Origin of the sequence: Gracilibacillus pellucidus (genome assembly GCF_033949965.1) — a bacterium.
Taxonomy (GTDB): Bacteria; Bacillota; Bacilli; order Bacillales; family Amphibacillaceae; genus Gracilibacillus; species Gracilibacillus pellucidus.
On record NZ_JAWZSR010000004.1, the window covers coordinates 74,143 to 95,582 of the forward strand.

The window sequence follows — 21,440 nt, forward strand, 5'->3', positions numbered from 1 at the left end:
GTAGTATTAGCTAGCTGACTTTCAAGCGAGTTCAGGATGGTGGAAGCTGAACAAGATCAAAGTTAAGAAGGCGCTCCTGAGCAAATTGTGTGAAAGTGGTCATCATATTTCCGATGACAAATAGGGTGGAACCGCGGGCAAACCCGTCCCTATGCCTTATCAGTTGATAAAGCATAGGGACGGGTTTTTTCTTATTTTGACGACTTAATGGAAGTAGATAATCCCAAAAGTAAGTAGTAGCCACTAATTGCAATTGCGCTTGGTAAAAAAATAAAAAGTTCTTTACATAGGAGGATGAAGTACTGATGAATATTCAAGAAATGATCTTAACTTTACAAAAGCATTGGTCAGATCAAAACTGTATTTTAATGCAAGCATATGATGTGGAAAAAGGGGCAGGTACGATGTCACCGATGACCCTTTTACGTAGCTTAGGTCCAGAGCCTTGGAATGTTGCTTATGTAGAACCATCTCGTCGACCGGCAGATGGGCGTTATGGTCAGAATCCAAATAGACTATACCAGCACCACCAATTCCAAGTTATTATGAAACCATCACCAGATAATATTCAAGAGCTATATTTAGAGTCATTGAAAAAGCTAGGAATTGATCCTGCATATCATGATATACGATTTGTTGAAGATAACTGGGAGAATCCTACCTTAGGAGCAGCAGGTCTAGGTTGGGAAGTATGGCTGGACGGAATGGAAATTACCCAATTTACTTACTTCCAACAAATTGGTGGTTTAGAGGCAAAACCAGTAGCAGTAGAAATCACATATGGTATTGAGCGTTTAGCTTCATATATTCAAGATAAGGAAAATGTATTTGATTTAGAATGGACAACAGGAGTTACAGTAGGAGACATCTTCTATCAACCAGAGTATGAGCATTCTAAATACACTTTTGAAGAGTCTAATACAGAGATGCTATTTAACTTATTTTCAACTTATGAAGAGGAAGCAAAAAGTGCCATGGATAAAGGACTTGTCTTCCCAGCGTATGATTACGTATTGAAATGTTCACATACATTTAATTTGCTAGATGCAAAAGGAGTTATTTCTGTTACAGAACGAACTGGTTACATTGGGCGTGTTCGTAATCTTGCCAGAAAAATTGCAAAATTGTATGTAGAAGAAAGAGAAAGATTAGGATTTCCGATGTTGAAAGGAGAAGAGGATCATCATGAAAACAAGTAATGTTTTGTTTGAAGTAGGATTAGAAGAGATGCCTGCGCGTTTTATGGATGACACAGAAAAACAATTGCGCGAAAACACAGTGAAATGGTTAAAAGATATCAGATTAGCTTATAGCAATCTGACAACATACATTACACCAAGAAGATTTGCAGTTCTAATTGAAGGGCTGGATGAAAAGCAAGCTGATCAAGAAGAAGAAGCAAAAGGTCCAGCTGTAAAAATTGCGAAAGATGATGATGGTAATTGGACAAAAGCAGCAATAGGTTTTTCAAAAGGACAAGGAAAATCTGTTGAAGATTTATATGTAAAAGAAGTTAAAGGGATTGAATATGTTTTTGTGAATAAGTTTATCGAAGGGAAAACACGAGATGAACTATTACCAAGTTTTAAAGACATTATTTTAAGCCTTAACTTCCCGAAAAATATGCGTTGGGCTGATCAAACATTGCGTTATATTCGTCCGATTAAGTGGCTAGTGGCATTGCTAGATGAACAGGTTATTCCATTTGAAATAACAGGTGTTCATACTAGCAATGTAAGCTACGGTCACCGTTTCTTAGGAGAAAAAGTGGTGATTACGGATCCTACAGCATATGTACAGATTCTAAATGATCAATATGTAGTAGCAGAAACACAGAAACGTCGAGAACTGATTCTTGCTGGTATCCAACAGTTGGAGCAAGAACATAACTGGACAATTCCAGTAGATGAAGAATTACTTACAGAAGTAACAAATCTTGTAGAGTATCCATCAGTCTTTTCTGGTCAATTTAGCGAAGACTTCTTGCATATTCCAAAAGAAGTACTGATCACATCAATGAAGGAGCATCAACGTTATTTCCCTGTTGAAAACGAGAAACATGAATTGATGCCATTCTTTATCGGTGTTCGTAATGGTACAACAGAACATATTGATACGGTAGCAAGAGGAAACGAAAAAGTTTTACGTGCAAGACTACAAGATGCACAATTCTTCTATGATGAAGACCAAAAATTATCGATTGCAGATAATGTGAAACAGTTAGATCGAATGGTATTCCAAGAGCAATTAGGTACGATTGGTGATAAAGTGAAGCGAGTTGTAGAAATTAGTAAGCTAATAGCAACAGAACTACAACTTACTGACGGACAAGTACAGCAAATTGAACGAGCTGCAACGATTAGTAAGTTTGATTTGGTTACGAATATGGTAAATGAATTTACAGAATTGCAAGGTGTTATGGGACGAAAATATGCAACAATTTTCGGAGAAGATCCGGTTGTAGCACAAGCAATCGAGGAACATTACATGCCAAGAAATGCTAATGGAGAATTGCCATCTAGTGCAGTAGGTTCTGTCGTAAGTATTGCAGATAAATTAGATACAATTGTTGGTTGCTTTGCAGTTGGCTTAATTCCTAGTGGTTCACAAGATCCGTATGCATTAAGAAGGCAGGTACTAGGTATTTTACAAATTAACCAACATAATAATTGGGATTTAAGTTTAGCAGATCTAACAGATAAAGTGCTTGATTTGTTTGTTCAACGAAACATTGCTACTGGAGAAAAAACGGACGTATTCGAACAAATAGAATCATTTTTCAAACAACGTGCTGCATATATTATGAAAGAGGCTGACATTGAGGGAGACATCGTCGATGCAGTGTTAGTAAATGCTATAACAGACATTTCATTCTTAATGGAAAAAGCATTGCTATTAAAAGAAAAACGTGCAGATGCTAATTTTAAAGATAAACAAGAATCACTTGTACGAGTAATGAATCTAGCATTGAAAGCAAAGGAAATACATGCGGTAGAGGAACGTTTATTTGAAAAAGAACAAGAAAATAATCTGTATCAAGCATACGTAACTATGAAAGAGCCGTACCAGGAAGCTTTAAGAGATAAAAATGCTCAAAAAGCGCTTGAAGAGCTATCACCATTAGTAGAGCCAATCCACCAGTTCTTCGACAACACAATGGTAATGGATAAAGATGATAGTATTCGTAATAATCGATTAGCATTATTAAAACTTATTGCAGATCAAGTATTACAATTTGCAGACTTAACTAAAGTCCAATGGAAGCAAACGAAAAGCTAAGCCGAGCTGAGGAGGACAAAACATCTATGGAAAAAGCAATCATATATGTTATATCAGATTCAGTAGGAGAAACAGCTGAGTTTGTTACAAAAGCAGCTCTGAGCCAATTTATGAATGAGAATGACTATGAAATATATCGTATACCATATGTAGAGAACACAGAAGTTTTGCGTGGTGCTGTTTACCACGCAAAACAACTCGGTGCAATGATTGGTTTTACATTAGTGAATCCATTATTTAGAAACTTCCTGCTAGAAGAAGCAGCTAATAAAAAAGTGGAATGTGTAGACATTATGGGGCCAATGCTACAAGCGATGGAACGAAAATATCATAAAAAACCAATACAAAAACCTGGCTTAATTCATAAACTTGATGAAGATTATTTTAGGAAAGTGGAAGCAATTGAATTTGCCGTTCGCTTTGATGACGGGAGAGATCCTCGAGGAGTGGACCAAGCAGATATTGTACTTATCGGTGTTTCTAGAACATCAAAAACACCACTTTCTCAATATTTAGCTCATAAACAATTAAAGGTTGCAAATATTCCAATTGTCCCAGAAGTAGAGCCGCCAAGTTCTTTATTTGAAATTCCATCACACAAATGTATAGGATTGAGGATTAGTCCAGAGAAGTTGAATGATATAAGAAAAGAACGTCTGAAAAGTCTTGGTCTTGATGATCAAGCTATATATGCTAATATGAGCAGAATAGAAGCGGAATTAGATTACTTTGACAGCATTATTCACCAGCTTGGTTGTCCTGTTATTGATGTATCTAATAAAGCGGTAGAAGAAACAGCTAATATTGTCTTAAGTATGATCAATCAACCATATTGGGATTTACACGGAAATCAAGTGAATGAATAAAAAGTAAAGATGTTGGCAATTAAGTAGAATATATATTATAATTAATTTTTGTCTTAATGTTTATATCATAAGTAAAGTGTATATTACTGATTACTATACGAAACTTCGAAATAAAATTCCATTTGTTATAGAAAAAAAGCTTGTTTTATCAAAAAAATAATTTCAATAAGCAGGAATTTGTGGTTTTGTGTAGAATTATGTATTTGTACAGTTATTTTATCATGACTGAAACTTGTTTATAAACGACAAATTAGAGGTATAAAGATAGTATAGGCTGCTAATTGCAACATATACTTTTTATATCAATAACGAGAAAATTGTCGAAGCTTTAATTTGAGTATGGGTAGAAATGGTGATATATAATGGCCAATCAGGTGTCAGATGAAACGATTGAATCACTTCGTCAAGCGAATGATGTTGTCGATGTTGTAGGTGAATATGTACAACTTAAAAAGCAAGGTCGCAATTATTTCGGACTTTGCCCTTTTCATTCAGAGAATACACCTTCGTTTTCTGTTAATCAAGACAAACAGATTTATCATTGTTTTGGCTGTGGAAAAGGTGGTAATGTTATCACCTTTATTATGGAGATGGAGGGTTATTCATTCCAGCAAGCTATTCAGCACTTAGCTGAAAAGTCTGGTCAATCGATTCCAGAGATCAAAGAATCATTTAATGAAAAGGTGAATACGGAAGAACAGACCGTTCTAGATGCTTATCAGTGGCTAGTAAAGCTTTATCACCACTTATTACGTCATTCAAAAGATGGTAAACAAGCATTACAGTACCTATATGATAGAGGTTTCTCAGATGAAGCCATCGATTTATTTCAAATTGGGTATTCGCCAACATCTAAAGATTTTATCGTGCAGTTTTTATCAAACAAAGGTTTTCACAAACAAATAATGGCGAATGCAGGACTATTAAATGCAACTAATGATGGAAACTATTATGATCGATTTCAGGGTAGGGTTATTTTCCCGATTCGAAATCATCTAGGAAAAGCAGTAGGATTTGTAGGAAGAACGGTTTCTGATCAGGAGCCAAAATATTTAAACAGTCCAGAATCATCTTTGTTTAAGAAAAGTAAGTTACTCTACAATTTCGATCTAGCAAGAAGTGAAATTAGAAAAAAAGGTGAAGTCGTACTTTTTGAAGGATCGGCTGATGTGATATCTGCCCATCAAGCAGGTGTGACAAATGGAGTAGCGTCATTAGGAACATCTTTAACGGAATCACATGCCAGTCTATTAAGACGATATGTTGATACAGTACTTATTTGCTATGATGGTGATAATGCAGGCTTAAACGCAACATATAAAGCTATTCAGTTGTTAAAGAAAACTGGTTGTACAGTAAAAGTAGCAGCATTGCCGTATAAGTACGATCCAGATCAATACATTCAAGAATATGGAAAAAATAAATTTCAAGAACAGGTTATTGATGCGGCAGATACCGAGATGGTTTTCTTAATGAAATACCTCAAAAAGAATTTTAATTTAAAGCTTGAAGGAGATCGTCTGCAATATGTAGAAAGAGTGATTGAGGAGATTGCCAGTTTAGAAAGTTCGATTGAAAGAGATCATTATTTAAGAGCATTGTCAGAAGAATTCAATCTTACTTATGATGCTTTGTCGCAAGAATTAAATGCGCGTTTATTAAATGGCAAAAAAAATGATGATAACCGAGCTATGTTTGGTAATACTAATGGTGGAAATCAACCACAATATATACCTAAATCTGCCAATGTTCTATCTCCCGCATACCAAAATGCTGAGCGACGGTTACTTGCTTTTATGTTGCAAAATGGGCAAATTGCAGAAAAAGTAAAAGAAACGATAGGATCTAGGTTTAACCTCGAGCAACACCAAATTATTGTAACCCATTTATACGGATATTATGAAGAAGGGAATCCCCCTGATCCGAGTCATTTTATATCCTATCTAAATGATGCAAGTCTCCAACAAACTGTTGTAGAGCTGTCCATGATGGATTATTCATGGGAGATGTCTGAAAAGGAGCTGCAAGATTATATTCATCTTATTCAATCAGAACAGACAGATAAAGAAAGAATTAATCAATTGCAAAGGAAAATGAAGCAGTTAGAGAAAACAGATCCTAAAGAAGCAGCTAAAATAGCGATGGAGATAATACAGATAAAACAACAATCGAAAAATGGAAGTTAGTTTTGGAAGGAGGGGCACTCATGGCAGAAAACAAGCCGTCACGTTCAAAAGAAGCAGATTTAACAGTGGATCAAGTGAAAGAACAATTGTTAGAATTAGGAAAAAAACGTGGTGTAATAGCATATGAGGAAGTAGCAGAAAGGTTAGGAAATTTTGAATTAGAATCCGAACAAATGGATGAATTCTATGAGTACCTAGGTGAACAAGGTGTTGAGGTAGTAGGAGATTCTGATGAAGATCCAACAGTACAACAGCTTTCTAAAGAAGAGGAATTTGATCTTAATGATTTAAGTGTACCATTGGGGATTAAAATAAATGACCCGGTTCGAATGTATTTAAAAGAAATAGGGCGAGTAGACTTATTATCCGCTTCGGAAGAAATTGATTTAGCTAAAAAAATTGAAGAAGGCGATGAATACGCCAAAAAACGTTTAGCAGAAGCTAACCTACGTTTAGTTGTAAGTATTGCGAAGCGTTATGTTGGGCGTGGAATGTTATTCTTAGACCTTATTCAAGAAGGAAATATGGGACTGATTAAGGCGGTTGAAAAATTCGACTTCCGTAAAGGGTTTAAATTTAGTACGTATGCAACATGGTGGATCCGTCAGGCTATTACAAGAGCAATCGCTGACCAAGCTAGAACAATCAGAATTCCCGTTCACATGGTAGAGACAATTAATAAATTAATTCGTGTACAACGTCAACTATTGCAGGATTTAGGTAGAGAACCAACTCCGGAAGAAATTGCTAAAGATATGGACTTAACTCCTGACAAAGTGCGAGAAATCTTGAAGATTGCTCAAGAGCCAGTCTCATTAGAAACACCAATTGGTGAAGAAGATGATTCACACTTAGGTGATTTCATTGAGGACCAAGAAGCAACATCACCATCTGATCATGCAGCCTATGAGTTATTAAAAGAGCAATTAGAAGATGTGTTAGACACATTAACGGATCGTGAAGAAAATGTACTAAGGTTACGTTTTGGTTTAGACGACGGTAGAACAAGAACACTTGAAGAAGTTGGAAAAGTATTTGGGGTAACCCGTGAAAGAATTCGTCAAATCGAAGCTAAAGCCTTACGTAAACTGCGCCATCCTAGTCGTAGCAAACGTTTGAAAGATTTCTTAGAGTAAAATAATATGCGTCAAAATGGGCTATCTTCTTTAAGAAAGGGAAGATAGTTCATTTTGAATAATGATTGATATTTAATTTCTAACAGATTCATCCGATATAATATAATGAATAAAGGTGAGTCAGACTTGGAGATGGTATCAACATGGAAGATGAACGAAAAAAAATCATCATTAATGAAATAAAACATTGGAGAGCACACCAATTACTACCACAACAATATTGTGATTTTCTACTAGCTCTCTATACGGAAGGGCAGGAAGAAGAGGAGAATAAAAAACAAAAGACACCATATTATTTATTTTTTTATTTTCTAGATACTTTACTTCTTTTATTACCTATTGTACTATTTCTGTTAACAGAAAATGTTTTTATGCAAATAACTGGTATCGTTATCACGTTAGTTATAGCTTTTAGTATGATTAAATTTTTCTCTGGACATCCTGTATTACGGGCATCTTATGCGGTTATGATCTTTTTTAGTATCTTTTTGTTTGCTACAACATTTTGGTTTAATCATTCTATTGGTATGACATGGATTACTTTTTTATGGGTATTAATCAATAGTGTTTCGTGGATTGCATTTGGAAAATTAAAGAAACAATTTTTCTTGCAAGCTGGAGGAGTGTTTGTATTGATCGCTCTAATCATAATGGTTGGATTTAACTATTTTTAGGCATATCCTTGAATTTTTGTTAGTTATGCTTTTAATATTCACCATTTTGAAGTAAAATAGAATTGAATTTCTATTTATACATAAGAGTAAGAAGTTGTCAGCAACCTAATATGATGTGTTTAATCGAAGGAGGAAAAGCGATGAAAAAAAATCCACTTATTCCTTTTGCACTTATTGCTATTCTTGGAATCCTAGCAGTAATTATTTTATCTGTAGTAGGAATGAATGAAAAACAAGACAGAATGGCGACTGGCGATGAAGGAGAAACGACGGAAGCAGATCCAGAAGCATTGATTCAAAGTTGTATTGGTTGTCATGGTGGTGATTTGGAAGGTGCTAGTGGTCCATCATTAAATGATGTAGATGAGCGATTAGATATGACAGAAATTGAAAACATCATCATTAATGGTACGGATGGCGGTATGCCAGGAGGCTTAGTGAATAATGAAGAAGCTGAAGTATTGGCAGAATGGCTATCAGAAGGTCAAGAATAAGAGAGAGGTTGAAAAGCTTTCTGTATAAACAGAAGGCTTTTTTCCGTTATAGTATGTAGATGAAGAAAGGATGGAAAGAATGCTATCAAAAAGGTTAGAGCAACTAGCTAAATACTTAAAACAGCCGATTCAGTTTGCGGATATCGGCTCAGATCATGCCTTTTTACCTTGTTATGTGTGTTTGGAGAATCCAACTGCAACTGCCATTGCAGGGGAGGTTAATCAAGGACCGTTTGAGCGAGCAAAGCAAACGGTTGTAGAGCATGAATTAACAGATCGAATTGAAGTGAGAAAAGGGAACGGATTGGATGTATTGACTAAAGATGAGGTAAATCAGATAACCATTGCAGGTATGGGTGGTAAATTGATTTGTACTATTTTAGATGAAGGAAAAGAAAAATTATCTAGCGTTAAAAGACTGATTCTGCAGCCTAATATAGATGCACAATTAGTACGAAAATGGTTGAACGATCATCAATATGAAGTCGTAGCTGAGGAGATTATTTCAGAAGATGGCTATACGTATGAAATTATTGTTGGCGATCATCAAGCAAACACAACCAACCTTTCAGAAAAAGAGTTATTATTCGGCCCGTTTTTATTACAAGAACAAAGTACGGTATTTATGGATAAATGGACAAGCGAAAAAGAAAAGCGAATAAAGTTAATTGACCAAATGAAAAAGGCAACAAGTATACCAGAAGAAAAAATAGATAGATTGAAAGAGGAAATTACATGGATTGAGGAGGTCATTCAACATGACAACCGTTAAAGACGTTATTCGTTTATTGGAGCAATGGGTACCAACAAATTTAGCAGAGTCATGGGATAATGTTGGTTTACAACTTGGCGATAAACAACAACAAGTAAAAAAAATAATGATTACACTAGATGTGATCGATAAAGTAGTTGATGAAGCGATTGAAAAGAATGTAGATTTAATCATTGCACATCATCCTTTGTTGTTTAACGGACTCAAACAAATTGATTTCCAAGATCCTAAAGGTCATGTAGTAAAAAAATTAATACAACATAATATTTCTGTCTATACAGCACACACAAACTTGGATGTTGTAAGCGGTGGTGTGAATGATATGTTAGCCGAAAAATTACAATTAAAAGATACGAAAGTATTAGTGACGACAGAAACAGAACAATTAATGAAATTTATTGTTTATGTTCCCAAAACTCATACAGACAAATTAATTGAAGCAATTGGTAATGCTGGGGCAGGTCATATTGGCAACTATAGTCATTCGACATTTCGTTCACCAGGAACAGGAGCGTTCAAGCCTTTAGAAGGAACGAATCCATATCTAGGTAGACAAGGTGAGATAGAAGAGGTAGAGGAATACAAAGTAGAAACTGTAATGAAGAAAAAGCAATTATCACAAGTGCTAGCAGCAGCACAAAAAGTACATCCATATGAAGAGATGGCCTATGACATCATTCCACTTCATAATAAAGGAGAAAAAATAGGTCTCGGACGAATCGGTAAACTGTCTGAGCAACTCAAACTGTCAGAATATGTAGAAGTCGTTAAGCAACAGTTACATGTTCCAGCTGTCCGTTATGTTGGTAATGGTGACCAGCTGATTCGAAAAGTAGCGGTGCTAGGTGGAAGTGGTAAAGGTTACATAAAAGCTGCACAAAATGCTGGAGCAGATCTCTATATTACCGGTGATTTAACATTTCATGAAGCACAAGACGCAGAAGAAGCGGGGCTTAACTTGATCGATCCAGGACATCATGTAGAAAAAATAATGAAAGAAGGCGTACAAGCTTACTTTATTAAAAACATAGATGCATTACCAAATAAGGTAGACATAGTAATATCTGAGTTATCGACAGATCCGTTCCGTTACCAATAGCTAAAAAATAAGAAGCAAGCACCATTTTAGGGTGCTTGCTTCTTATTTTTTAGCTTTTACTTTTGGTAAAATTTTATCTTGTTGTACTTTAGATGTGCGATCCCATGTTTCAGGATTGTTTGAATCATATTGCTCGATAAATTTAATTACTTCTTTTGCAATTGGTGTTGGAGTAGAAGCTCCGGCAGTCACAGCAACTGTTTGTGCACCTTCTAACCATTCATATTGAATTTCTGATACGTCAGCAATACGGTATGCCTGCGTACCTGCTTTTTCAATTGAAACTTGTGCTAAGCGGTTAGAGTTATTACTACGAGGGTCTCCGACTACTAATGTTAAGTCCGCATCTTTCGCTTGCTCTGCTACTGCTTCTTGACGTACTTGCGTAGCCATACATATTTCTTGTTCCATTTCTGTTTGCGGATATTTTTCCTGGACTTTTAACATAACATCATGAACATCCCATTGACTCATTGTCGTTTGATTCGTTACTAATATATGTTCTGCATCTAAATCAAGGTTTTCGACGTCTTCTTCATGTTGGATTAAGTGAACATGATCTGGAGCTACCCCAACAGCTCCCTCGGGTTCTGGGTGTCCTTTTTTGCCGATATAAACGATCTCATAATTGTTTTTCACTTTCTCACGAATTAAATCATGTGTTCGTGTAACATCAGGGCAAGTGGCATCAAGTACTGTTAAACCTTTTGCCTCAGCACGTTCTTTTACTTCAGGTGATACACCATGAGCGGTAAAAATAACGGTACCTTCGTTAATTTCTTCTAATAGTTCTAAACGATTCTTTCCATCTAATGTATAAACACCTTGTTCTTTAAAGGCATTGTTAACATGCGAATTATGAACAATCATACCAAGTATATAGATAGGTCGAGGTAGATTAGGGTCTTTCACTGCATTTTGAGCAATAACCATTGCATCGACAACTCCGTAGCAATATCCTCTCGGAGCAATCTTAATTACTTCCATTTATGGTCCCCCTCTGTACTTTCTACTAGAGATAAAGTAAAATATTTAATAACGGACATTCTTTTGTCCAATACTTACATTATAAAGGTATTTGCTACAATTGACAAAGATATTATAGTTCGTTCAGAAGGAGAATAACATGAAGAAGCATTTATTTAAACAATATGCATTAAATGATTGGATGAATGACGTGATAGGTCAGCTAGGATTTTATGAACCAACAGCGATTCAAGCGAAGGTTGTCCCAGAGGCATTGAAAGGGAAAGATATAATCGGCCAATCGGAAACAGGATCAGGTAAAACACATGCTTTCTTGATTCCATTATTGAATAAGATTGATAGCACTCAGTCAGAAACACAAGTAGTTTTAACAGCGCCGACTAGAGAACTTGCTATTCAAATATATGATGAAGTAAAAAAGATTATGCAGTTTTCTAATAATGAAGATAATTGGCGCGCAAAGCTGATTATTGGTGGAACAGATAAAAAGCGAATGATTGGTAAAATGAAACAAGCCCCACATATTGTGGTTGGAACACCAGGACGTATTTTAGATCTTGTTCAGGAAGGCGCATTAGACATTTATTCGGCAAAATCTTTTGTTATGGATGAAACGGACTTGATGTTAGAATTAGGCTTAATTGAAGAAATTGACCGTATTCTAACAAATGCGAATCCAGATATACAATTGATGGTTTTTTCTGCAACGATTCCTGAAAAGTTACAGCCATTTTTGAAAAAGTACTTACATGATCCATTATATGTGAAAATTGATGATCGCTTAGCTCCGGAAAAATTAGAGCATCGTTTAATTGATTTAAAACATCGTGATCAAGCAGCTGTAATTGCCGATATTTCTAAGGTGATTCATCCGTATTTAGCGATTATTTTTACAAATGGTAAGGAAAATGCGAATAAATTGGCCGGTGATTTGCAGCAAAAAGGATTAAATGTAGGGTTAATTCATGGTGGATTAAATCAACGTGAGCGTAAAAGAGTATTAAAAGAAATTCAACAACTAAAATATCAGTATATTGTTGCAACTGATTTAGCTGCGCGTGGTATTGATATTAAAGGTGTTAGCCATGTCATTAATGCGGAGCTACCGAAAGAAGAGCCGTTCTATTTACACCGAGTAGGGAGAACAGCAAGAGCAGGGATGGAAGGTACAGCAATAAGTCTTTATAAAGAAGCTGATATTGCGCTTATTAAGAAGCTAGAAAAACAAGGTTTAACATTTACTTATTACGATGTGATAAAAGGTGAGTGGCGTGAGGCAAAAGCTTGGGACATTAGACAGAAGCGTGAAAAAGGTGAAAATGAAATAGAAAAACAAGCCTGGAGACAAGTGAGAAAGCCGAAAAAAGTTAAGCCAGGTTATAAACGTAAAATGAAAAATCAACAACAAAAAGCGAAAAGAAAGCTAAAAAGAAACCAGATGAATAAAAAATAGACAAAAAGGTGAGAGGAAATATGTTAAAAATAGGATCACATGTATCAATGAGTGGTAAAAAAATGTTACTAGGTTCAAGTGAAGAAGCAGCATCTTATGGATCTACAGCATTAATGATTTATACAGGAGCACCACAAAACACCAGAAGAAAACCGATTGAGGAATTAAATATAGAAGCAGGAACAGAACATATGAAGGAAAATGGTATCCTTGATGTAGTTGTCCATGCTCCCTATATCATTAATATTGGTAATGCGAAGAAGAAGGAAACATTTGAACTTGGTGTAAACTTTCTAAAGAGTGAAATCGATCGTACAGAAGCGATAGGAGCTAAACAAATTGTGTTACACCCTGGTGCCCATGTTGGTGAAGGTGCTGAAATTGGTATAGCTAAAATTATTGAAGGCTTAAACGAGGTCCTTGATCCAAAACAAGACGTGCAAATTGCATTAGAAACAATGGCGGGTAAAGGGTCAGAGATAGGACGTAGCTTCGATGAATTAGCAAAAATTATCGACGGGGTTACGCATAATGAAAAGCTATCTGTTTGCTTTGATACTTGTCATGTACATGATGCAGGGTATTCTGTTGTAAATGATTTTGATGGAGTGTTAAATGAATTTGATAAAATCGTTGGAATGGATCGTATAAAAGTGGTCCATGTAAATGATAGTAAAAATGTCCAAGGCGCTGGGAAAGACCGTCATGAAAATATTGGATTTGGTCATATCGGTTTTGATGCACTTCATAAAATTGTTCATCATGAACAATTAAAAGAACTTCCCAAGATATTAGAAACACCATATGTTGGAGAAGATAAGAAAAATAAAAAGCCGCCATATAAATTTGAAATCGAAATGTTAAAAGACGGTTTATTCGTTCCAAATTTGAAGGAACAAATTATGAATCAATAATAACTCAAGAATATAAGAGCCGAACAATCGTGATTGTTCGGCTCTTTCTCTTAAGGTATTAACGAAAATAATGTTCTACGCCGTATTCTTTAATCAGCTTATTAAAAAGCTGTTGACAAGATTTTGCTGTTTTTGCATCTGTAATCTGAGCAAGTTTTCGTAACATTTGCATACGATCGTCTGCATTTGTTGGATCATACTTGCTTTTTTTTAAATGATCAGCTATCTGGTTTGCTTGGTTATCTGATATGGAAATATTATATTGGTGAGCATATTCTACGATATCAGAAGCATTTAAACTCCTCAATTTTCCTTTAATAAAATGTTTTGCTATACCGTTCATCAAAAAACTCCTTTCTAAGTATATTCAAACGAATAAAAGTTGGCATAGAAGAAGTATTTAAATAGTAAACTAATGAAAGTTAGAAAAAGGTAACGATGTTGTTGTTTGAACATAGTGCTTCTTCCCATTTTAATGTTCAAGTTAAAACACGGACGATAACTTCCTGATACGTTTCGCTAACAAACAATAAAAATTCAAAATCTCTATTGATTGCACCCTCACTTTATACTGCATTCATTATATCTTATGCACAAATGTTTAACATTTGTGCATTTGGGTAATACAAATAAAGTGTTTATTATTTGCAATAATCGACATTTTTCGCTATTATAGACCGCTGTGAGTCAAATCACGATGTTGATCAATGCTTTTGGCAGCAAAAAAGGAGTGTAGATTACATGTCAAAACGAATACAATGGCTAAATATTGTTTTAGTTACTGTGCTTGTATGTTGGAGCTATTATCAAATAAATTCATATAAATCAGAAGTGCAAGCACTAGAAAAAGACAATGCGGAGTTAGAACAAGCGTTACAAAGTATAGAAACGCAAACTCAATATATAATAAGTAAGTGGAATAAAAACAATACCGAAATTAATCATGAAACATGGCCAAAATATTTTGAAATAGCTGAAGTGATGGTGGAAGAGAGCGATGGACAGTTTTTGCGACCATGGGCCATTTATTTAGTGAAAGAAGCAGAAAATTATGGTATTGATCCATTTATCGTTTATGAGCTACTAAAAATAGAAACAGGAAAAACTTTTGATACTGAACTAGTTGGTCCTGAGACGAAATATGGCCATGCATATGGAATGGCGCAGTTTATGAAAAACACTGCACCTTGGATAGCTGATATGGCAGAATTACCGTACAAAGATGAATTGTTATTTGATCCATACTACTCGATCAAATTATCTCTAGTCTATCTAGATTATTTATACGACCAATATGATAATTGGGATGAGACGTTAACGGCTTATAATAGAGGAATGTCTGGATTAGAACAATTTAAAATGGAGAATGGTCATGCTAGTAGTGAATATGCCATGAGGATTCAACGAAATGCAAGGAAATACGAAAAGCACGTTGCATTAGCTAATTAAAAGGGAAGTAGAAATTACCATGCAAACCGATTGATAAACAAGACATACTATATATGTACCTCTAAAAGAAAAGGAGGGTATAGTATGACAGAGCACCAAAATAATAAAAATATTGAGGATGCACCGAAAATCGATAATGGTCAAATCGATGAAACACCACAAACGAAACAATTTGCTTCGATAGATGAGTTATATGCTGCAGATGAAGCATATAAAAGAGAAGCAGAAACGTCTGCAGAATTGTCTGCCAATGAATTTAATCGTCCTATAGAAGCTGATGAGCAAGAAACAGAAATGAAATCAAGTGTCAATACAGCTTGGGGCTGGGCAGGTTTGGTATTAGCGTTAGCATCTTTCTTTGTTTGGCCGCTAATTTTAGCAATCGGTGGTATCGTCTTAGGATTTATTTCAAGGCAACAAGGGGCTAACACTCTTGGTAATGCCGCAATTGCAGTGTCTGTTATTTCAATTTTAGTATCGCTCATTTTTATACCTTTGTCATAGGTTTAATAAAAAAGCAAGCCTCTTATCATGAGGCTTGCTTTTACTATTTTATGCTTCTTGTTCTTCTTTTTGTTTTTGATGATATTCTTCAGCTATTTTATCTACTTCTTTTTTCAATTCTTCTACCATTGTTTCTTCTGGTACTTTTCGAATGATTTCACCATGGCGGAATAATAATCCTTCACCACGAGCACCAGCAATTCCAATATCTGCTTCTCTTGCTTCTCCTGGTCCGTTTACTGCACAGCCAAGGACGGCTACTTTAATTGGTGCTTTAATGGTTGAGATATATTCTTCTACTTCATTTGCAATTTTGATAAGGTCAATTTCAATACGTCCACAAGTTGGGCAAGAAATTAATGTAGCAGCATTAGAAGCCAATCCAAATGATTTAAGTAACTCTCTAGCTACTTTTACCTCTTGTACAGGATCGGCACTTAACGATATACGCATTGTATTACCGATTCCCTTACTCAAGATCGCTCCCATACCAGCAGCACTTTTAATACTACCTGCAAAAAGTGTTCCTGATTCTGTAATACCTAAGTGTAATGGATATGGGATAACCTCCGCTGCTTTTTCGTATGCTTCTGTTGCTAAACCAACATCAGAAGCTTTCAAAGAAACAACGATATCATGGAAGTCAAGGTCTTCTAATATTTTGATATGATGAAGTGCACTTTCTACCATACCATCAGCAGTCGGATAACCATATTTCTCTAAAATATGACGCTCTAATGAACCAGCATTTACACCGATTCGAATGGGAATACCTTTTTCTTTTGCAGCATTCACTACTGCTTCTACTTTGTCTCTCTTACCAATATTACCTGGATTGATTCGGATTTTATCTGCGCCACCTTCAATTGCTTTTAGCGCAAGTTTATAATTAAAGTGAATATCAACAACGAGCGGAATATTGATTCTTTTTTTGATTTCAGGAATTGCGTTTGCTGCACGTTCATCAGGACAAGCAACACGAACAATTTGGCAACCTGCATCTTCAAGACGCTGAATTTCATTAACTGTTGCTTCGACATCGTGCGTTTTAGTAGTTGTCATCGATTGGATAACTACTTCATTTTTTCCTCCAACCATCACATTTCCAACTTTAACAGGTCGCGTATCCTTTCGATGTATTAAAGCCATAAATAAAATCGCTCCTTCATTTCTTTTTCCAATAAAATTATAAATAGTAATGCTTTCTTACTATTATTATTTTTCATTCATAGTTATTGGTGGTAAATTTCATACCATTGTTCATTATAAGGGTTTATATAAGAAAAGAGAAGTATCAAATCTTATTCTTAAAGAAAAAATAATAAATTGAAACTAATCGATAACGGAATACGTATGTTATGATATAGAGAAAAAAGCTGAATGAGGTTGAGGTGAGCATATGTTTTCAATAGTGACAACAGCTGATTGGATGAGCTTTGTTATAGTTGCATTAGCAACATTATTTTTAATAGGAGAGTTACTTGTTAATGCAAGAGGGATTTTTAGTATTTTAGGTTTAGGATTTATAACGGTATATTTTGCATCATTTTTAGAACCAAATATGTTTTGGATGATGATGGTTATTTATTTCTTTGGTTTGTTGTTAATGATTATTGATGGAAAAATATTAAATGATGGGACATTAGCCGTAATTGGTTTAGTTTGTATGTTTGTCTCAGTAGGATTTACTGCTCCTAATTGGGCGGCGGGTCTTTACGCAGTAATTGGCGTATTTATTGGTGGAATGAGTTCTTTCGCTTTTCTAAAAGTATTTAAAAAACGTAAAATGTGGACGAAAATTACGTTGTTTGATCAATTAACCGATGAAGAAGGTTATTCTAGTATTAATCAATCCTATAAAGAGTTATTGGGGAAATCTGGTCAAACGACAACAGATATGCGACCAATTGGTTCCATAATGGTGGATGATAAGGAATATAGTGCTATTACAGAAGGAAAATGGCTGGAGAAAGGAACACCAGTAAATATTATTGAAGTGGATGGAACAAGAATATTAGTAAAAGAACAAAAAAATAAAAATGAGTAGTCTGCTAATAAATAGCGGGCTTTTTTTATGAAAAAAACGTGTTTTATGTCATGTCAGTTTTTTGTAGAAAGTTAGTATTGTGAGTGATCAGACCTATAGAACTAATTATATTTTACCAAAAGGCAGGTATAGGGCGAATGTTTGTAAAGGGTTTGTAAAATTTGTAGAAAATACTTTACAAATGTGAAACAAATCATTAATAATGAATGGGTGCATAGAAAGATTGTCTATTATTGTCGTAAGCTTGAGTGGGCGAATAATAAAATGATGAGTACTAGGCAATAGTTTCGACACAATGGTAATACTAAAAGAAAGACTAAGTTTTGTGAGAAGGGATGAACACTGTTGGATGTAAACGTACAAGCTATGATTTTTCAGTTTATCGGTGGGTTGGGGATATTTCTTCTAGGGATTAAATCGATGGGAGAAGGACTTCAAAGAACTGCTGGTGATCGTTTGCAGGAGATTTTGGATAAGACTACAAGTAATCCATTTATGGGTGTGCTTGCAGGTATTTTTGTAACGGTTCTGTTACAAACGAGTACTGGAACAACGGTACTAACGGTTGGGCTAGTTAATGCAGGATTCATGACGTTAAGACAGTCAATCGGAGTAATTATGGGGGCAAATATTGGAACAACGATGACTGCCTTTATTATCGGAATTGAGATTAAGGAGTATGCACTACCAATCCTTGCTATTGGTGCACTTATGTTATTTTTCTTGAAAAATGAGCGGTTAGCTAATATTGGTTTAACTATTTTCGGTTTCGGTTCATTATTCTTTGGATTGGATCTAATGGGAGAAGGGCTTAGTCCGTTACGAGACTTCGATGTATTTCATGATTTAACTGTGAGTATGTCTAATACACCTATTCTTGGTGTTGTAATAGGAACAGTGTTCACAATGGCTGTACAAAGTTCCAGTGCTACAATCGGAATTTTACAGAGCCTAATGGGGGAAGGAGCAATTGAATTACAAGCTGCATTACCAGTACTCTTTGGTGATAACTTAGGGACAACGATTACGGCTGTTATCGCAGCTGCAGGTGCAACTATAGCGGCAAGACGAGCAGCTTTAACTCATGTTATATTCAACCTAATAGGAACAATAGTTATTTTAATTTTATTGGTACCTTATACAAATTTCATTGAACATTTACAAGGGTGGCTTGATTTGAAACCACCTATGACGATTGCCTTTGCACATGGTATTTTTAATGTTTCTAATACCATTATTCAATTCCCGTTTATTGCATTTTTGGCGTATTTAGTAACGAAAATCATTCCGGGTGAAGATGCAATGGTTCAATATAAACCTCAGCATTTAGACCCAATATTTATTGAACAATCTCCATCTGTTGCGTTAGAACAAGCAAAAATGGAAGTAATTCATATGGGTAAATATGCGATAAAAGGTATGGAAGAAACGAGTTCGTACTTAAATAATCATGTTTCTAAGCATGCAGAAATAGGCGTGCAAATTGAAGGTGCAATTAATAATTTAGATCGAGAGATAACGTCTTATCTAGTTAAGTTATCAGGAACTAATTTTTCAGAATTGGAACGTAATAATCATTCATCACTCATTAATTCTGTTCGAGATATTGAAAGAATGGGTGATCATTTTGAGAATATTATTGAATTGATTAATTACAAAATCTCAAACAAAGTGGATATTACAGAACAAGGTATGATTGATTTAAATGAAATGTTTGAATTAACTATTAGTACAGTAAAAGAGACTGTTCATGCATTAGAACATACAGATAGAGAAGCTGCGTTAAATGTTGTTCAAAAAGAAAATGAAATAGACAGAATGGAAAGAAATTATCGTAAGAAACATATTATTCGTTTAAATGAAGGTGCATGTACAGGTGCAGCAGGTATTGTTTTTGCTGACATTTTAAGCAACCTTGAAAGAATCGGAGATCATGCTGTCAACATTGCAGATGAAGTCTTAGGGGAAAGACAAAAACATTAAATTTTATGTATGTGGAAACAGCGGAAAATAGCTGTTTCCACCACATTTTTTTTCAAAAAATATAAAAAAACAAAAAAAGTTTTGAAAAACTGTTGACGAATCTCTATATCCATGATAAATTATTATATGTCGCTTCGGTGATTACATAAAACATTCCACAGTAGCTCAGCGGTAGAGCAATCGGCTGTTAACCGATCGGTCGTAGGTTCGAGTCCTACCTGTGGAGCCATTATTAGGCGGTGTAGCTCAGCTGGCTAGAGCGTACGGTTCATACCCGTGAGGTCGTGGGTTCGATTCCCTCCGCCGCTATTATAAAATAATGATGGCGATTGTGGTGAAGTGGTTAACACATCGGATTGTGGTTCCGACATGCGTGGGTTCGATCCCCATCAATCGCCCCATCAATATTTTAGGACCCTTAGCTCAGTTGGTTAGAGCTATCGGCTCATAACCGATCGGTCGCAGGTTCGAATCCTGCAGGGTCCACCATATATGTAACGGAGGAGTACCCAAGTCTGGCTGAAGGGACCGGTCTTGAAAACCGACAGGGGCTTCACGGCTCGCGGGGGTTCGAATCCCTCCTCCTCCGCCATACATAATAAGTAAATAAACTTGGCTCGGTAGCTCAGTCGGTAGAGCAACGGACTGAAAATCCGTGTGTCGGCGGTTCGATTCCGTCCCGAGCCACCATTTTTGAACAAGCTAGCAGAAGGCTTGTTTTTTTTGTATGTCATTTTATTTACTATTTTTTATACATAATGGTTGCAATTAAATTTTGTTTTTTGTTACTATTTTTTGTAGAGAGGTTTTTATACTTTCTCATTAAAAAATAGGAGGAATGGAAATGGCAAACTTTACATTACCAGAATTACCTTATGCATATGATGCATTGGAGCCCCACATTGATAAGGAAACAATGAACATTCACCATACGAAGCATCATAATACGTATGTAACAAAATTAAATGCTGCGTTAGATGGGCATGATGAGCTTGCTAGTAAATCTATTGAAGAGATTTTAGCAAATCTAGATGCAGTACCTGAAAATATTCGTACAGCAGTCCGAAACAATGGTGGTGGACATGCCAACCATAGTTTATTTTGGACATTGTTATCCGCAGATGGTGGTGGAGAACCAACTGGTGAGCTAAAAGACGCTATCGAATCTGCTTTTGGAAGCTTTGACAAGTTTAAAGATGAATTTGCTGCAGCTGGTGCTGGCCGATTTGGTTCAGGATGGGCATGGCTTGTAGTAAATAATGGTAAGCTTGAAATTACTAGTACTCCAAATCAAGATACTCCTATTTCAGAAGGTAAAACACCTATTTTAGGATTAGATGTTTGGGAACATGCGTATTATCTTAAATATCAAAATAAACGTCCTGATTACATTGCAGCATTTTGGAATGTAGTGGATTGGGATAAAGTAGCAAGTTTATATGAAGAAGCAAAATAATTAAATATGTAGAATAGAAGGCTATAGCAATTGCTATAGCCTTTTTAATGTAGACAGTAGAAATTTCCTCTATTATATAACCCTGTTGTTATGTATATCTCGCATTTTCTAGACCAAAATAAAGGTTAGATTCTAGTGAGG

19 protein-coding genes, 6 tRNA genes and 1 other annotated feature (1 of these 26 running past the window's edge) are annotated in these 21,440 nt (G+C 35.5%); of the genes, 22 read left to right on the forward strand and 3 right to left on the reverse strand.

What is annotated here, in order from left to right:
* Positions 1–154, forward strand: a binding site (T-box leader); it begins 19 nt to the left of the window's first position.
* Positions 155–305: 151 nt separating this feature from the next.
* The 9 genes from glyQ (at position 306) to SH601_RS08150 (ending at position 10,506) form a co-directional block, all read left to right on the forward strand.
* Positions 306–1,199 (forward strand): glycine--tRNA ligase subunit alpha, encoded by an 894-nt coding sequence (gene glyQ, locus SH601_RS08110; protein ID WP_319957791.1) that lies wholly within the window; start codon positions 306–308, stop codon positions 1,197–1,199.
* On the forward strand, positions 1,186–3,279 hold the full coding sequence (glyS, locus tag SH601_RS08115) for a glycine--tRNA ligase subunit beta (RefSeq protein WP_319957792.1): 2,094 nt from the start codon (positions 1,186–1,188) through the stop codon (positions 3,277–3,279). The genes glyQ and glyS overlap by 14 nt, the downstream gene beginning before the upstream one ends.
* 26 nt (positions 3,280–3,305) lie before the next feature.
* Positions 3,306–4,145: a pyruvate, water dikinase regulatory protein gene (locus SH601_RS08120; protein ID WP_319957793.1), complete on the forward strand. Its 840-nt coding sequence runs from the start codon at positions 3,306–3,308 to the stop codon at positions 4,143–4,145.
* A gap of 362 nt (positions 4,146–4,507) precedes the next feature.
* A complete protein-coding gene (gene dnaG, locus SH601_RS08125; RefSeq protein WP_319957794.1) occupies positions 4,508–6,331 on the forward strand; it encodes a DNA primase in 1,824 nt (607 codons plus the stop codon).
* A gap of 20 nt (positions 6,332–6,351) precedes the next feature.
* A complete protein-coding gene (gene rpoD, locus SH601_RS08130; RefSeq protein WP_319957795.1) occupies positions 6,352–7,467 on the forward strand; it encodes an RNA polymerase sigma factor RpoD in 1,116 nt (371 codons plus the stop codon).
* A 143-nt stretch (positions 7,468–7,610) separates the two neighbouring features.
* Entirely contained in the window at positions 7,611–8,141 is a 531-nt protein-coding gene (locus SH601_RS08135) for a hypothetical protein (RefSeq protein WP_319957796.1), read from the forward strand.
* A gap of 140 nt (positions 8,142–8,281) precedes the next feature.
* On the forward strand, positions 8,282–8,635 hold the full coding sequence (cccA, locus tag SH601_RS08140; protein WP_319957797.1) for a cytochrome c550: 354 nt from the start codon (positions 8,282–8,284) through the stop codon (positions 8,633–8,635).
* Positions 8,636–8,714: 79 nt separating this feature from the next.
* Entirely contained in the window at positions 8,715–9,407 is a 693-nt protein-coding gene (locus SH601_RS08145) for a tRNA (adenine(22)-N(1))-methyltransferase (RefSeq protein WP_319957798.1), read from the forward strand.
* Positions 9,394–10,506 carry a Nif3-like dinuclear metal center hexameric protein gene (locus SH601_RS08150; protein ID WP_319957799.1) on the forward strand — a complete coding sequence of 371 codons (1,113 nt, stop codon included), beginning with the start codon at positions 9,394–9,396 and terminating at the stop codon, positions 10,504–10,506. Before SH601_RS08145 ends, SH601_RS08150 begins: the two co-directional genes overlap by 14 nt.
* A gap of 42 nt (positions 10,507–10,548) precedes the next feature.
* Here the strand turns inward: SH601_RS08150 and SH601_RS08155 are convergent, their stop codons facing one another.
* A complete protein-coding gene (locus SH601_RS08155; RefSeq protein WP_319957800.1) occupies positions 10,549–11,493 on the reverse strand; it encodes a 4-hydroxy-3-methylbut-2-enyl diphosphate reductase in 945 nt (314 codons plus the stop codon).
* Positions 11,494–11,632: 139 nt separating this feature from the next.
* Here SH601_RS08155 and SH601_RS08160 point away from each other — a divergent pair, with 139 nt between their 5' ends.
* Both SH601_RS08160 and SH601_RS08165 read left to right on the forward strand, forming a co-directional pair.
* On the forward strand, positions 11,633–12,946 hold the full coding sequence (locus SH601_RS08160; protein WP_319957801.1) for a DEAD/DEAH box helicase: 1,314 nt from the start codon (positions 11,633–11,635) through the stop codon (positions 12,944–12,946).
* Between the two features lie 20 nt (positions 12,947–12,966).
* Positions 12,967–13,860, forward strand: coding sequence for a deoxyribonuclease IV (locus SH601_RS08165; RefSeq protein WP_319957802.1), 894 nt, complete (start codon positions 12,967–12,969; stop codon positions 13,858–13,860).
* Between the two features lie 58 nt (positions 13,861–13,918).
* On the opposite strand, the gene SH601_RS08170 is transcribed toward SH601_RS08165, so the two are convergent.
* A complete protein-coding gene (locus SH601_RS08170; RefSeq protein WP_319957803.1) occupies positions 13,919–14,203 on the reverse strand; it encodes a DUF2624 family protein in 285 nt (94 codons plus the stop codon).
* Positions 14,204–14,601: 398 nt separating this feature from the next.
* Between SH601_RS08170 and SH601_RS08175 the strand changes: the two genes are divergently transcribed.
* Positions 14,602–15,309 (forward strand): lytic transglycosylase domain-containing protein, encoded by a 708-nt coding sequence (locus SH601_RS08175; RefSeq protein ID WP_319957804.1) that lies wholly within the window; start codon positions 14,602–14,604, stop codon positions 15,307–15,309.
* 84 nt (positions 15,310–15,393) lie between these two features.
* Entirely contained in the window at positions 15,394–15,813 is a 420-nt protein-coding gene (locus SH601_RS08180) for a DUF4190 domain-containing protein (protein ID WP_319957805.1), read from the forward strand.
* Between the two features lie 48 nt (positions 15,814–15,861).
* On the opposite strand, the gene ispG is transcribed toward SH601_RS08180, so the two are convergent.
* A complete protein-coding gene (gene ispG, locus SH601_RS08185) occupies positions 15,862–16,962 on the reverse strand; it encodes a flavodoxin-dependent (E)-4-hydroxy-3-methylbut-2-enyl-diphosphate synthase (protein WP_319957806.1) in 1,101 nt (366 codons plus the stop codon).
* A gap of 250 nt (positions 16,963–17,212) precedes the next feature.
* On the opposite strand from ispG, the gene SH601_RS08190 reads away from it, so the two are divergent.
* From SH601_RS08190 to sodA, 9 genes are all read left to right on the forward strand, one after another.
* Complete coding sequence (locus tag SH601_RS08190; protein WP_319957807.1) at positions 17,213–17,860, forward strand: NfeD family protein; 648 nt, start codon at positions 17,213–17,215, stop codon at positions 17,858–17,860.
* Positions 17,861–18,205: 345 nt separating this feature from the next.
* Positions 18,206–19,843 (forward strand): Na/Pi cotransporter family protein, encoded by a 1,638-nt coding sequence (locus tag SH601_RS08195; protein WP_319957808.1) that lies wholly within the window; start codon positions 18,206–18,208, stop codon positions 19,841–19,843.
* A gap of 154 nt (positions 19,844–19,997) precedes the next feature.
* Positions 19,998–20,072: transfer RNA gene (locus SH601_RS08200), tRNA-Asn, on the forward strand.
* A 6-nt stretch (positions 20,073–20,078) separates the two neighbouring features.
* Positions 20,079–20,152, forward strand: a tRNA-Met gene (locus tag SH601_RS08205).
* A gap of 16 nt (positions 20,153–20,168) precedes the next feature.
* A tRNA-His gene (locus SH601_RS08210) sits at positions 20,169–20,244 on the forward strand.
* Positions 20,245–20,255: 11 nt separating this feature from the next.
* Positions 20,256–20,332: transfer RNA gene (locus SH601_RS08215), tRNA-Ile, on the forward strand.
* A gap of 10 nt (positions 20,333–20,342) precedes the next feature.
* A tRNA-Ser gene (locus tag SH601_RS08220) sits at positions 20,343–20,435 on the forward strand.
* 22 nt (positions 20,436–20,457) lie between these two features.
* Positions 20,458–20,533, forward strand: a tRNA-Phe gene (locus SH601_RS08225).
* A gap of 154 nt (positions 20,534–20,687) precedes the next feature.
* The gene (gene sodA, locus SH601_RS08230) at positions 20,688–21,299 is read left to right on the forward strand and encodes a superoxide dismutase SodA (RefSeq protein WP_319957809.1); all 612 of its coding nucleotides are present in this window, start codon (positions 20,688–20,690) and stop codon (positions 21,297–21,299) included.
* Positions 21,300–21,440: the final 141 nt, after the last annotated feature.

Bases quoted from the DNA above. Each gene is read 5' to 3' on its own strand.
- SH601_RS08190 (WP_319957807.1), top strand. From the start codon at position 17,213: ATGTTTTCAATAGTGACAACAGCTGATTGGATGAGCTTTGTTATAGTT.
- dnaG (WP_319957794.1), top strand. From the start codon at position 4,508: ATGGCCAATCAGGTGTCAGATGAAACGATTGAATCACTTCGTCAAGCG.
- SH601_RS08170 (WP_319957803.1), bottom strand. From the start codon at position 14,203: ATGAACGGTATAGCAAAACATTTTATTAAAGGAAAATTGAGGAGTTTA.
- glyS (WP_319957792.1), top strand. From the start codon at position 1,186: ATGAAAACAAGTAATGTTTTGTTTGAAGTAGGATTAGAAGAGATGCCT.
- SH601_RS08150 (WP_319957799.1), top strand. From the start codon at position 9,394: ATGACAACCGTTAAAGACGTTATTCGTTTATTGGAGCAATGGGTACCA.
- rpoD (WP_319957795.1), top strand. From the start codon at position 6,352: ATGGCAGAAAACAAGCCGTCACGTTCAAAAGAAGCAGATTTAACAGTG.
- glyQ (WP_319957791.1), top strand. From the start codon at position 306: ATGAATATTCAAGAAATGATCTTAACTTTACAAAAGCATTGGTCAGAT.
- SH601_RS08145 (WP_319957798.1), top strand. From the start codon at position 8,715: ATGCTATCAAAAAGGTTAGAGCAACTAGCTAAATACTTAAAACAGCCG.
- SH601_RS08180 (WP_319957805.1), top strand. From the start codon at position 15,394: ATGACAGAGCACCAAAATAATAAAAATATTGAGGATGCACCGAAAATC.
- sodA (WP_319957809.1), top strand. From the start codon at position 20,688: ATGGCAAACTTTACATTACCAGAATTACCTTATGCATATGATGCATTG.
- SH601_RS08155 (WP_319957800.1), bottom strand. From the start codon at position 11,493: ATGGAAGTAATTAAGATTGCTCCGAGAGGATATTGCTACGGAGTTGTC.
- ispG (WP_319957806.1), bottom strand. From the start codon at position 16,962: ATGGCTTTAATACATCGAAAGGATACGCGACCTGTTAAAGTTGGAAAT.
- SH601_RS08160 (WP_319957801.1), top strand. From the start codon at position 11,633: ATGAAGAAGCATTTATTTAAACAATATGCATTAAATGATTGGATGAAT.
- SH601_RS08135 (WP_319957796.1), top strand. From the start codon at position 7,611: ATGGAAGATGAACGAAAAAAAATCATCATTAATGAAATAAAACATTGG.
- SH601_RS08165 (WP_319957802.1), top strand. From the start codon at position 12,967: ATGTTAAAAATAGGATCACATGTATCAATGAGTGGTAAAAAAATGTTA.
- SH601_RS08120 (WP_319957793.1), top strand. From the start codon at position 3,306: ATGGAAAAAGCAATCATATATGTTATATCAGATTCAGTAGGAGAAACA.
- cccA (WP_319957797.1), top strand. From the start codon at position 8,282: ATGAAAAAAAATCCACTTATTCCTTTTGCACTTATTGCTATTCTTGGA.
- SH601_RS08175 (WP_319957804.1), top strand. From the start codon at position 14,602: ATGTCAAAACGAATACAATGGCTAAATATTGTTTTAGTTACTGTGCTT.